The 12,084-nt window shown below is 68.3% G+C and carries 9 protein-coding genes; 2 read left to right on the top strand and 7 right to left on the bottom strand.

Annotated features, from left to right (window positions below; all coding sequences use genetic code 11):
- Positions 1-137 precede the first annotated feature (137 nt).
- The 4 genes from rapZ to AB0O65_RS05680 are packed head-to-tail and all read right to left on the bottom strand — an operon-like array spanning position 138 to position 6,306.
- Entirely contained in the window at positions 138-1,010 is an 873-nt protein-coding gene (rapZ, locus tag AB0O65_RS05695; RefSeq protein WP_071643084.1) for an RNase adapter RapZ, read from the bottom strand.
- A gap of 26 nt (positions 1,011-1,036) precedes the next feature.
- A complete protein-coding gene (gene uvrC / locus AB0O65_RS05690) occupies positions 1,037-2,929 on the bottom strand; it encodes an excinuclease ABC subunit UvrC (protein WP_071643082.1) in 1,893 nt (630 codons plus the stop codon).
- Positions 2,929-5,817, bottom strand: coding sequence for an excinuclease ABC subunit UvrA (uvrA, locus tag AB0O65_RS05685; protein WP_071643080.1), 2,889 nt, complete (start codon positions 5,815-5,817; stop codon positions 2,929-2,931). Before uvrA ends, uvrC begins: the two co-directional genes overlap by 1 nt.
- A gap of 3 nt (positions 5,818-5,820) precedes the next feature.
- A complete protein-coding gene (locus tag AB0O65_RS05680; protein WP_071643078.1) occupies positions 5,821-6,306 on the bottom strand; it encodes a MarR family transcriptional regulator in 486 nt (161 codons plus the stop codon).
- A 42-nt stretch (positions 6,307-6,348) separates the two neighbouring features.
- On the opposite strand from AB0O65_RS05680, the gene AB0O65_RS05675 reads away from it, so the two are divergent.
- Positions 6,349-6,591 (top strand): hypothetical protein, encoded by a 243-nt coding sequence (locus AB0O65_RS05675; protein WP_071643076.1) that lies wholly within the window; start codon positions 6,349-6,351, stop codon positions 6,589-6,591.
- 77 nt (positions 6,592-6,668) lie between these two features.
- Here AB0O65_RS05675 and uvrB read toward each other — a convergent pair whose 3' ends face one another.
- From uvrB to rpsA, 3 genes are all read right to left on the bottom strand, one after another.
- Positions 6,669-8,738, bottom strand: coding sequence for an excinuclease ABC subunit UvrB (gene uvrB, locus AB0O65_RS05670; protein WP_071643074.1), 2,070 nt, complete (start codon positions 8,736-8,738; stop codon positions 6,669-6,671).
- A gap of 60 nt (positions 8,739-8,798) precedes the next feature.
- Positions 8,799-9,401, bottom strand: a complete 603-nt coding sequence (gene coaE / locus AB0O65_RS05665) for a dephospho-CoA kinase (RefSeq protein WP_071643072.1) — start codon at positions 9,399-9,401, stop codon at positions 8,799-8,801.
- Positions 9,402-9,493: 92 nt separating this feature from the next.
- Positions 9,494-10,948, bottom strand: coding sequence for a 30S ribosomal protein S1 (gene rpsA / locus AB0O65_RS05660; protein ID WP_071643070.1), 1,455 nt, complete (start codon positions 10,946-10,948; stop codon positions 9,494-9,496).
- A 187-nt stretch (positions 10,949-11,135) separates the two neighbouring features.
- On the opposite strand from rpsA, the gene AB0O65_RS05655 reads away from it, so the two are divergent.
- Positions 11,136-12,083, top strand: coding sequence for a 5'-3' exonuclease (locus AB0O65_RS05655; RefSeq protein WP_363383596.1), 948 nt, complete (start codon positions 11,136-11,138; stop codon positions 12,081-12,083).
- Position 12,084: the final 1 nt, after the last annotated feature.

The following is a 12,084-nucleotide window of genomic DNA, read 5'->3' as shown; positions in this document are numbered from 1 at the left end:
CACGATCCAGGCGTCGGATCGCGACGCAAGGGACTAGCCTACAAGGCCCGGGGCCCGCGCACCGACCCGATCGCGTGCCGGCGGCGGTCGACGCCCGTGGTCGGATGCCCGCTGGGCGGGCTGCCTCGGGTCGGGGGTCACTCCCGACCGAGGTCACGATGGCGCACGTTGATGGCGACACCCGGCACATCCGCGAGGCGCCGAGCCAGCTCCTCGCTCATGGCCACCGAGCGGTGCTTCCCGCCGGTGCAGCCGATGGCGACCGTCGAGTGGCTCTTGTTCTCGCGCTGGTACCCCTCCAGCACTGGACGCAGCGCCGCGGCGTAGGCGTCGAGGAACTGCTCCGAGCCCGGCAGACCCAGTACGTAGTCGCGCACCGGCGCATCGCGTCCGGTGAAGTCGCGCAGCTCCTCATTCCAGAACGGGTTCGGCAGGAAGCGCATGTCGGCGACGAGGTCGACGTCGGTCGGGAGCCCGTACTTGAACCCGAAGCTGAGGATGGTGAGGCGATGACGCGCCGCACCCTCCTCCGAGAACATCTCCGAGACCTGCATCGCGAGCTGATGGATGTTCAGCGACGACGTGTCGATGAGCAGGTCAGCCGATTCGCGGATGGTGGCCAGACGCGATCGCTCGGTGCGGATGCCGTCGAGAAGGGTGCCGTCCCCCTGCAGCGGATGGGGGCGGCGCACGGACTCGAAACGGCGCACGAGCACGTCGTCGGACGCATCGAGGTAGAGCACCTTCACCCCGCCGCGGGAGCGCAGGACGCGGTACACGTCCGGCAGCTCGTCGAACAGGCCGCGTCCGCGGACATCCACGACCGCGGCGATCTTCGGAAGGTTCCCGGCTCCCATGTCGGTGAGCTCGAGAAGGGGCCGCAGGATCTGCGGAGGCAGATTGTCGACCACGTACCAGCCGAGGTCCTCGAGTGCGTTCGCCGCGGTGGTGCGACCTGCTCCCGACATCCCGGTGACGATGAGGAACTCGCCCTCTTCTGCGGCCGCCATGCGTTGCTCCCTTCGCTGCTACCAGCCTACCGAGTCGCGGGTGCCTGTCCGCCAGCGAGATGCGCGTGGATGGTCGAGGCGAGGACCGGTCCGATGCCCGCCACCTCGCCGATCTGCTCGGGACTCGATGCGCGCAGTGCCGTGACCGATCCGAAGTGGGTGAGCAGCGCCTTGATGCGGGCGTCGCCGAGGCCGGGGATCTCGCGGAGCACCGTCTGGATGTCACGACGGCGGCGCTTGCGCTGGTGAGTGATCGCGAAGCGATGCGCCTCGTCGCGCAGGCGCTGCACCAGGTACAGCGCCTCGCTGGTGCGCGGGAGGATGACCGGGAAGTCGTCGTCGGGAATCCAGATCTCCTCGAGCCGCTTGGCGATGCCGCACAGCGCGATCTCGGTGCGCCCGCTGTCGCGCAGCGCCCTCGCGGCCGCCTGCACCTGGGGCTGACCTCCGTCCACGACCAGCAGCTGCGGGCGGTAGGCGAAGCGCGGTCGCCGCTTCCCCTCGCCCTCGCCCTCATCCTCGTCGGCCCGCTCCGGCCCGGAATCCACCCGCGCGAGCCGGCGCATGAGCACCTGGTACATCGAGTCGGTGTCGTCCGTCGTCTCGGCGATGTTGAACGAGCGGTACTGATCTTTGCGCGGCAGTCCGTCTTCGAAGACCACCATCGAGGCGACGACGTTCGTGCCGCCGAGGTGCGAGATGTCGAAGCACTCGATGCGCAGCGGGGCCTCGTCCATGCCGAGCGCCTCCTGCAGGTCGGTGAGCGCCTGCGTGCGGGCGACGTAGTCGCTGGTCCGCCGCGTCTTGTGGCGCAGCAGTGTCTGCTGGGCGTTGAGCGTGGCGGTGCGCATGAGATCGGCGCGCTGCCCGCGCTGGGCGACGGCGATCTCGACGCGACGCCCACGGCGCTGGCGCAGCCACTCCTCCAGCTCGGCGGCGTCGTCGGGCAGGGTGGGCACCAGCACACGGCGGGGGATGTCGGACGAGTCGCCGTAGACGCGCTGCAGGATCTGGTCGACCAGCTCCCCGCGGCTGATGTCGAGCTCCTTGTCGACGGCGAGCGAGCGCACACCGCGTACTCGACCGCCGCGGATGACGAAGTGGTGCACGGCCGCCGACAGCTCGTCCTCGGCGACGCCGAACAGGTCGGCGTCCTCGTCGGACGGCAGCACGAGGGCACTCTTGCCCAGCACGGCGTCGATCGCGGTGAGCTTGTCGCGGAACCGCGCCGCCGCCTCGTAGTCCATCGCAGCGGACGCCGCCTGCATGCGCTTCGTGAGATCGCGCGTGAAGCGCTCGTCACCGCCCGCCATGAAGGCCACGAAGTCGTCGACCATTGCGCGATGCTCGTCGATGGTGACCTTCATCGAGCAGGGTCCGCCGCACTTCCCGATCTGGCCGGGGAAGCACGGTCGTCCGGTCTGCATGGCGCGCCGGTAGCTGGAGTCGCTGCACGTGCGGATCGGGAAGGCCCGCACCATCAGGTCGATGGTCTCGTGCACCGCCCAGACCTTGGGGTACGGTCCGAAGTACCGCGCACCGGGGATGCGCCGGTTGCGCGTCACCATGACACGCGGAGCCTCGTCTGCGAGGGTGATCGCCATGAACGGGTAGGACTTGTCGTCCCGGTAGCGCACGTTGAACGGCGGATCGAACTCCTTGATCCACATGTACTCGAGCTGCAGCGAGTCGACGTCGGTCGCGACGACGGTCCACTCGACGGATGCCGCGGTCGTGACCATTCGCCGGGTGCGCTCGTGCAGGGTGCGCAGCGGCGCGAAGTAGTTCGACAGGCGCTGGCGCAGGTTCTTCGCCTTGCCGACGTACAGCACCCTGCCGTCGGCGTCGCGGAAGCGATAGACGCCGGGGTCGGTGGGGATCTCCCCCGCGCGCGGCTTGTACGGGAGGACGTCCGCCATCAGCCGGCCTTGCGCGAGCCGCGCTCCTGCCCGAGGACCTCGGCGAGGAACGCGCCGGTGTGACTCTCCGCCACCCCGGCGATCTGCTCGGGCGTGCCGGCGGCGAGGATCTGCCCACCACCCGATCCGCCCTCGGGGCCGAGATCGATCACCCAGTCGGCCGACTTGATGACGTCGAGGTTGTGCTCGATGACGATGACGGTGTTGCCCTTGTCGACGAGTCCGTTCAGCACCTCGAGGAGTTTGCGCACGTCTTCGAAGTGCAGACCGGTGGTCGGCTCATCGAGCACGTAGATGCTCCGCCCGTTGCTGCGGCGCTGCAGCTCGGTGGCGAGCTTGACGCGCTGCGCCTCGCCACCCGAGAGCGTCGTCGCCGCCTGGCCCAGCCGCACGTAGCCGAGGCCGACGTCGACGAGCGTCTTCATGTACCGGTGGATCGCCTGGATCGGCTCGAAGAACTCCGCCGCCTCGGCGATCGGCATCTCGAGCACCTCGGCGATGTTCTTGCCCTTGTAATGCACCGTGAGGGTGTCGCGGTTGTACCGCTTGCCGTGGCAGACCTCGCAGTCGACGTACACGTCCGGCAGGAAGTTCATCTCGATCTTGATCGTGCCGTCGCCCGAGCAGGCGTCGCAGCGCCCGCCCTTGACGTTGAAGCTGAACCGCCCGGGCTGGTAGCCGCGGACCTTCGCCTCGGGCGTCTCGCTGAAGAGCGTGCGGATGCGGTCGAAGACGCCCGTGTAGGTCGCCGGGTTCGATCGGGGCGTGCGCCCGATCGGCGCCTGATCGACGTGCACGACCTTGTCGAGGTTGTCCAGGCCGGTGACCCTGGTGTGCTTGCCCGGCACCGTGCGCGCGCCGTTGAGCCGGCCGGCGAGCACCTGGTACAGGATGTCGTTGACCAGCGAGGACTTGCCCGAGCCGCTCACACCGGTGACCGCGGTGAGCACCCCCAGCGGGAAGTCGGCGGTCACGTTCTTGAGGTTGTTCGCCTTGGCGCCGACGACGCTCAGCATCCGCTTCCGGTCGATCTTGCGACGCGTGTCGGGCACCGCGATCTCGCGGCGACCGGCGAGGTAGTCGCCGGTCATCGACCCGGTCTCGGCCAGCAGCGCGGAGTAGGGGCCGGAGTGCACGACCTCACCCCCGCCGACGCCGGCGCCGGGCCCGATGTCGACGACCCAGTCGGCAGCCTCGATGGTCTCCTCGTCGTGCTCGACGACGATCAGGGTGTTGCCGAGGTCACGCAGCCGGACCAGTGTCTCGATGAGCCGGCGGTTGTCGCGCTGGTGCAGGCCGATCGAGGGCTCGTCCAGCACGTAGAGCACACCGGTGAGACCGGAGCCGATCTGGGTCGCGAGCCGGATGCGCTGCGCTTCTCCTCCGGAGAGGGAGCCCGCCGAGCGACCGAGGTTGAGGTACGACAGGCCGACCTGCAGCAGGAACTCCAGGCGCAGGCGGATCTCACGCAGCACCTGGGCGGCGATCTTCGCCTCGCGATCGGTGAGCTCGAGCTCGTGCATGAAGGTGCTGGCGTCGGCCAGGCTGAGATTCGACACCTCGGCGATCGAATGGCCGTGCACCTTGACCGCCAGGACCTCCGGCTTGAGACGGGCGCCGTCGCACACCGGGCACGGCACCTCGCGCAGGTACTCGCCCCAGCGACCACGCTGCGTGTCGGACTCGGCCTGCAGGTACTGCCGTTCGATGTACGGCACGACACCCTCGAAGCCCGATGTGTAGCGCATCTCGCGCCCGTAGCGGTTCTTCCATTTTACGCTGACCTTGTAGTTGTCGCCGCGCAGCACAGCCTCGCGCACGTCGGAATGCAGCTTGTTCCATGGTGTGTCGAGGGAGAAGTCGAGATCGCGCGCCAATCCTTCGAGCAGGCGCTCGTAGTACTGGAACAGGCCCTTGCCCTGGGTCGTCCAGGGCAGGATGACGCCTTCGCGGATCGACAGGTCCTCGTCGCCGAGCATGAGGTCGACGTCGACCGACATCCGCGTCCCCAGACCCGCGCACGCGGGGCACGCACCGAACGGCGCGTTGAACGAGAACGTGCGGGGCTCGATCTCGGTGAGCGCGATCGGGTGACCGTTCGGGCAGGCGAGCTTCTCGGAGAAGGACTGCCACGCGGCGTCACCCTCTTCGTCGACGAAGTTGACCTGCATGATCCCGCCGGCCAGTCCCAGCGCGGTCTCGACCGAGTCGGTGACCCGCCCGAGGATGTCGTCCGACGCCACGAGCCGGTCGACCACGACGGCGATGTCGTGCTTGTAGCTCTTCTTCAGCGTCGGCGGCTCGGCCAGCTGGATCAGCTCGCCGTCGACGATCGCACGTGAATAGCCCTTCGCGCCGAGCTCCTTGAAGAGGTCGACGAACTCGCCCTTCTTCTGCGTCACCACCGGTGCGACGATCTGGTAGCGCGTGCGCTCGGGCAGCTCGACGAGCTGGTCGGCGATCTGCTGCACCGTCTGGCGCTGGATCCGCTCGCCGCATTCCGGACAGTGCGGGATGCCGATGCGCGCCCACAGCAGGCGCATGTAGTCGTGGATCTCGGTGATGGTGCCCACCGTGGATCGCGGGTTGCGGTTGGTCGACTTCTGATCGATCGAGACCGCGGGGCTCAGCCCCTCGATGAAGTCGACATCGGGGCGGTCCACCTGGCCTAGGAACTGGCGCGCATAGGCGCTGAGCGATTCGACGTAGCGTCGCTGCCCCTCGGCGAAGATCGTGTCGAACGCGAGGCTGGACTTGCCCGACCCGGAGAGCCCGGTGAAGACGACCAGCGAGTCACGGGGGATGTCGATGTCGACGTTCTTCAGATTGTGGACGCGGGCACCGCGGACACTGAGTTTTGCGGAGGAGGCGACAGGAACGATGGGCACCGTTCAAGTGTAGGAGCGGCCACCGACACCGGGCTCCGCGTCAGCCGAGGGCGAACGCGGGGCCCGTCCGGCGAACGGCTTCAGCGCGTCCCGGAGCGAGGCGACCTCGTCGATGCCGGTGCCGACGGCCGCCATGACGGCACGCGGCACATCGACCGCCCTGTCTCGAAGCGCGCGACCGGCGTCGGTGAGGGTGATGTCGAGACGGCGCTCGTCGGCCGTGCTCCGCGCGCGCTGCACCAGACCGTCCTTCTCGAGCCGCTTCACCAGCGGCGAGGCGCTGGCGGGCTCGAGAGCGAGTTCGGCGGACAGGTCGGTGAGCGAGCGCGGCGAATGCTCCCACAGCGCGAGCATCACGAGGTACTGGGGGTGCGTCAGACCCAGCGGCTCGAGGATCGGCCGATAGACGGCGACGACGTTCCGAGCTGCGGTGACCATGGCGAAGCAGAGCTGGTTCTCGAGTCGCAGCAGCTCGTCGTCAGTCATCATGCGTCTGATTCTATGTGCACAGATATTACGTACACTAAAGGTATGTCCGAGAACCCCGCCCGTGTTCCGCTGCGCACCCGCATCCGAGAGGCGGGCGGTCTGTACGCCTGGTTCAACTCGAATCTGATCCGCATCGCCGGGCCCGCGTCGGTCGGGCCGTACGAGCCGACGCTGCCGCCGAGCGCGGCGGAGCGCGCCGAGCGCGCGTGCCCGCTGTGCGGTGCGCCCATGAACCAGCACAGCATCGACCGCACCGGCCCGAAGCCGCTGATGCACTGTCCGTGACGCGCTGCCCCTGACGCGGCCAGGCTCTCGCCCCGGCCCGGACCCTCGCCGTCGAGCCATGCGCCCCGCGCGAAGGATCAGGCGTGTCCGGCCCGCTCCATCGCCCGCAGCTCCTTCTTCAGGTCCTGCACCTCGTCGCGCAGGCGCGCGGCCAGCTCGAACTTGAGCTCGCCTGCGGCGGCAAGCATCTGATCCGACAGATCCGCGATCGTCTCCTCGAGCTGCGCCGCGCCCTCCGCCGCGATGCCCGTGCGCCGCAGGTTCGGCGTCGGCGACTTCCCCTTGCCGCTCTTGCTGCGCGCCGATCGCATGTCGGCCGTGTCGGCAGCCTCTCGGGCGAGCACCTCGGTGATGTCGGCGATGCGCTTGCGCAGCGGCTGCGGGTCGACGCCGTTCGCCTTGTTGTACGCGATCTGCTTCTCACGACGGCGCTCGGTCTCGTCGATGGCTTTCGCCATCGAGTCGGTCATGTTGTCGGCGTACATGTGCACCTCACCCGAGACGTTTCGAGCCGCACGTCCGATCGTCTGGATGAGCGACGTTCCCGATCGCAGGAAGCCCTCCTTGTCGGCGTCGAGGATCGCGACCAGCGACACCTCCGGCAGGTCGAGTCCCTCTCGCAGCAGGTTGATTCCCACCAGCACGTCGTACACACCGGCGCGCAGCTCGCTGAGCAGTTCGACGCGGCGGAGCGTGTCGACGTCGGAGTGCAGGTAGCGCACGCGCACACCGTGCTCGCCGAGGAAGTCGGTGAGCTCTTCGGCCATCTTCTTCGTGAGCGTCGTCACCAGCACGCGCTCGTCGCGCTCGACGCGGAGGCGGATCTCCTCGAGCAGGTCGTCGATCTGGCCCTTGGACGGCTTCACGATGATCTGCGGGTCGATGAGACCGGTGGGGCGGATGATCTGCTCGACGACGCCGTCGGCGATGCCCATCTCGTACTTGCCAGGCGTCGCCGACAGGTACACGGTCTGCCCGATGCGGTTCTTGAACTCGTCCCAGCGCAGCGGACGGTTGTCCATCGCGCTGGGCAGGCGGAATCCGTGCTCGACGAGCGTGCGCTTGCGCGACGCGTCGCCCTCGTACATCGCGCCGATCTGCGGCACCGTCACGTGCGACTCGTCGATGACGAGCAGGAAGTCGTCGGGGAAGAAGTCCAGCAGCGTGTGCGGCGGCTCGCCCGGCATGCGGCCGTCCATGTGCCGTGAGTAGTTCTCGATGCCCGAGCAGAAGCCGAGCTGCTGCAGCATCTCGATGTCGAACGTCGTGCGCATGCGCAGCCGCTGCGCCTCGAGCAGCTTGCCCTGGCGCTCGAGCTCGGCCAGCCGCTCCTCGAGCTCGTGCTCGATCGTGCCGATCGCGCGCTGCACGACGTCCGTGCCCGCGACGTAGTGCGACGCCGGGAAGATCGGGACGGAGTCGAGCTTGGCGATGACCTCGCCGGTGAGCGGATGCAGCGAGTACAGCGCTTCGATCTCGTCACCGAACAGCTCGATCCGGATGGCGTGCTCCTCGTACACCGGGATGATCTCGATCGTGTCGCCCCGCACCCGGAAGTTGCCTCGCGAGAAGTCGACGTCGTTGCGGTTGTACTGCATCGCGATGAACTGGCGGATGAGCGCGTCGCGGTCGTACCGCTCCCCCACCTGCAGCGCGACCATGGCGCGCAGATACTCCTCCGGGGCGCCGAGGCCGTAGATGCACGACACGGTCGAGACCACGACGACGTCACGTCGGCTGAGCAGCGAGTTCGTCGTCGAGTGACGCAGCCGCTCGACCTCGGCGTTGACCGAGGAGTCCTTCTCGATGAAGGTGTCGGTCTGCGGGACGTAGGCCTCGGGCTGGTAGTAGTCGTAGTACGAGACGAAGTACTCGATCGCGTTGTTCGGCATGAGCTCGCGGAACTCGTTCGCCAGCTGCGCGGCGAGCGTCTTGTTGTGCGCCATGACCAGGGTCGGCCGCTGTACCTGCTCGATGAGCCAGGCGGTCGTCGCCGACTTTCCCGTACCGGTGGCACCGAGCAGCACCACGTCGGTCTCGCCGGCGTTGATGCGCGCCGCGAGCTCGGCGATGGCCTGCGGCTGATCGCCGGCGGGCATGTACTCGCTGACGACCTCGAAGGGGCGGACGCTGCGCGTGGGTTGCATCCCACCAGCCTACGAGCACCCTCCGACACCGGGCGCGAGCGGGGGGGGCTCAGCAGTCGATCACGGTGACGCGGTCAGCGAACGCCACAGCGCGTCGACCTGCTCGAGCGTGTGCTCGACGCTTCCCGACGTGTCGATGACGACGTCGGCGATCGCCCGACGCTCCTCATCCGAGACCTGCGCGCCGATCCGGCGGCGCGCATCGTCCTCTGACATGCCGCGCAGTCGCGTCATCCGCTGCACGCGCACCTCGGCCGGGGCATCCGCCACCACGATGAGATCCCACGGGTCGTCGACGCGCGCCTCGACGAGCAGCGGCACGTCGTACACGACGACGACGGCGGGGTCGGCGGCGAAGGCGGCGTCGAAGCGACGCTGCGACTCCGCGCGCACGGCCGGATGCACGATCGCATTCAATCGCTGCAGCGCGGCCTCGTCGCCGAAGACCCGCGCCCCGAGCGCTGCGCGATCGAGTGATCCGTCCGCGGCGATCATCTCCGCACCGAAGGCGTCGGCGATCGCCTCGAGCACGGCGCCGCCAGGCTGCTGCACCTCACGTACGATCGCGTCGGCATCGATCACCGTCGCACCGTGCTCCGCGAGGCGCGCGGCGATGGTCGACTTGCCCGAGGCGATGCCCCCGGTGAGCGCGATGAGTGGCATCCGTCCATCCTGGCACGCGACGTCCGCTGGTCCGGATACGCGGAACGGGCCGCCACCCGAAGGTGACGACCCGTTCCTGACGTGATCCGTGATCAGCTGTTGCCGCCCGAGAGCTTCTCGCGCAGAGCCGCGAGAGCCTCGTCGTCGGCCAGCGTGCCGGCACCGGTGGAGTCGGTCGAGAACGTCTGAGCGCCGAAGTCGTCGCCCGCGGCAGCCTCGGCCTCGGCGGCCTTGACGACCTGAGCCTTGTGCGCCTCCCAGCGAGCCTGCGCAGCGGCGTACTCCTGCTCCCATGCCTCGCGCTGAGCGTCGAAGCCTTCCTTCCAGGCGCCGGTCTCGGCGTCGAAGCCCTCCGGGTACTTGTACTCGCCGTTCTCGTCGTACTCGGCGAGCATGCCGTACAGGGCCGGGTCGAACTCGGTGCCGTTGGGGTCGACCGACTCGTTGGCCTGCTTCAGCGACAGCGAGATGCGGCGACGCTCGAGGTCGATGTCGATGACCTTGACGAAGACCTCTTCGCCGACCGACACGACCTGCTCAGCCAGCTCGACGTGCTTGCTGGAGAGCTCGGAGATGTGCACGAGGCCCTCGATGCCGTCCGCGACGCGCACGAACGCACCGAACGGAACGAGCTTGGTGACCTTGCCCGGTGCGATCTGGCCGATCGCGTGGGTGCGGGCGAAGACCTGCCACGGGTCCTCCTGGGTCGCCTTCAGCGACAGCGAGACGCGCTCGCGGTCGAGGTCGACCTCGAGGATCTCGACGGTGACCTCCTGGCCGACCTCGACGACCTCGGAGGCGTGCTCGATGTGCTTCCACGACAGCTCGGAGACGTGCACGAGACCGTCCACGCCACCCAGGTCGACGAACGCACCGAAGTTGACGATCGACGAGACGACGCCCTTGCGGACCTGACCCTTGTGCAGGTTGTTCAGGAACGTGGTGCGCGACTCGGACTGCGTCTGCTCGAGCAGGGCGCGGCGGCTGAGAACCACGTTGTTGCGGTTCTTGTCGAGCTCGAGGATCTTCGCCTCGAGCTCCTGGCCGAGGTACGGGGTGAGGTCGCGGACACGGCGCAGCTCGATGAGCGACGCGGGCAGGAAGCCACGCAGGCCGATGTCGACGATGAGGCCACCCTTGACGACCTCGATGACGGTGCCGGTGACGACCCCGTCGTTCTCCTTGATCTTCTCGACGTCGCCCCAGGCGCGCTCGTACTGTGCGCGCTTCTTGGAGAGGATCAGACGGCCTTCCTTGTCCTCCTTCTGGAGAACGAGGGCCTCGACCTGGTCGCCGACGGCGACGACCTCGTTGGGGTCGACGTCGTGCTTGATGGAGAGCTCGCGGGAGGGGATGACGCCCTCGGTCTTGTAGCCCACGTCGAGCAGAACCTCATCGCGGTCGATCTTGACGATCGTGCCCTCGATGATGTCGCCGTCGTTGAAGAACTTCAGGGTCTTCTCGACCGCGGCCAGGAAGTCCTCAGCAGAGCCGATGTCGTTGATCGCGACCTGCTTGGTGGCCGGGGCGGTCGTTGCGCTAGTCATGTAGTGGGTTGTCCTTGTGAATGGAAGATCGGGCTTCGAGGCCCGGCGCGCACGCCGGGATGGATGTTCGAAGCAGGTGGATGTCGATTGCGATGCCACGAGGGCAGGCACAGGCCTGCCACGAGTGACGCTTCAGATTATCAGATCCGCCGCCGGGATGCTCCCCCTCTGCTCCTATGCTGGGGCGGTGACCGAACGACTGATGCTGCTCGACACCGCCAGCCTCTATTTCCGGGCCTTCTTCGGCGTGCCGGACAGGGCGAAGGCGCCCGACGGGTCGTCGGTGAACGCCGCCCGCGGACTGCTCGACATCATCGCCAAGCTGGTGACGCTCTACCGCCCGTCGCAGCTCGTCGCCTGCTGGGACGACGACTGGCGTCCGCAGTGGCGCGTCGATCTCATCCCCAGCTACAAGGCGCATCGCGTGGTCGAGCAGATCGCCGACGCGCCCGACGTCGAGGAGGTTCCGGATGCCCTGCAGCAGCAGATCCCGCTGATCCGGGAGGCGCTCGGCGTCCTCGGCGTCCCGATCATCGGCGCGGCCGAGCACGAGGCGGACGATGTCATCGGCACGCTGGCCACACGGGCATCGCTCCCGGTCGACATCGTCACGGGCGACCGCGACCTGTTCCAGCTCGTCGACGACGGCCGGGACGTGCGCGTCATCTACACCGCACGCGGCATGAGCAACCTCGAGATCGTCACCGACGAGACCGTCGTCGCGAAGTACGGCGTGCTCCCCTCTCAGTACGCGGACTTCGCCACCCTGCGCGGCGACGCGTCGGATGGTCTGCCCGGAGTGAAGGGCGTCGGCGAGAAGACCGCGGCGACCCTGCTGCTCTCCCACGGCGACCTCGCGGGCATCCGCGCCGCCGCCGAGGAGGGGCAGCTCACGGCGACCGCGGCACGGCGGTTCGCCGAGGCGTCGGATTACCTCGATGTGGCCCCCACCGTGGTGAAGGTCGCGACCGACCTCGACATCTCCGCTCCCGGCGTCGTCCTGGCTGAGCTCGACGATGCTGAGCTCGACGATACGGCGCGGGATGCCGCCGAGGCCTTCGCCGAGCGATGGAACCTGGGCTCATCGATGACGCGCGCGCTGGGCGCTCTGGCATCCGCGGGGAATGCCGGCTGAC

This window comes from Microbacterium sp. NPDC077391, from assembly GCF_040686955.1.
Lineage (GTDB): Bacteria > Actinomycetota > Actinomycetes > Actinomycetales > Microbacteriaceae > Microbacterium > Microbacterium commune.
This window is presented reverse-complemented; position numbering and strand designations above follow the sequence as displayed.

Excerpts from the sequence above, each read along its gene's own strand:
- rapZ (WP_071643084.1), bottom strand. The coding sequence starts at position 1,010 with ATGGCGGCCGCAGAAGAGGGCGAGTTCCTCATCGTCACCGGGATGTCG.
- uvrC (WP_071643082.1), bottom strand. The coding sequence starts at position 2,929 with ATGGCGGACGTCCTCCCGTACAAGCCGCGCGCGGGGGAGATCCCCACC.
- uvrB (WP_071643074.1), bottom strand. The coding sequence starts at position 8,738 with ATGCAACCCACGCGCAGCGTCCGCCCCTTCGAGGTCGTCAGCGAGTAC.
- AB0O65_RS05675 (WP_071643076.1), top strand. The coding sequence starts at position 6,349 with ATGTCCGAGAACCCCGCCCGTGTTCCGCTGCGCACCCGCATCCGAGAG.
- AB0O65_RS05680 (WP_071643078.1), bottom strand. The coding sequence starts at position 6,306 with ATGATGACTGACGACGAGCTGCTGCGACTCGAGAACCAGCTCTGCTTC.
- rpsA (WP_071643070.1), bottom strand. The coding sequence starts at position 10,948 with ATGACTAGCGCAACGACCGCCCCGGCCACCAAGCAGGTCGCGATCAAC.
- coaE (WP_071643072.1), bottom strand. The coding sequence starts at position 9,401 with ATGCCACTCATCGCGCTCACCGGGGGCATCGCCTCGGGCAAGTCGACC.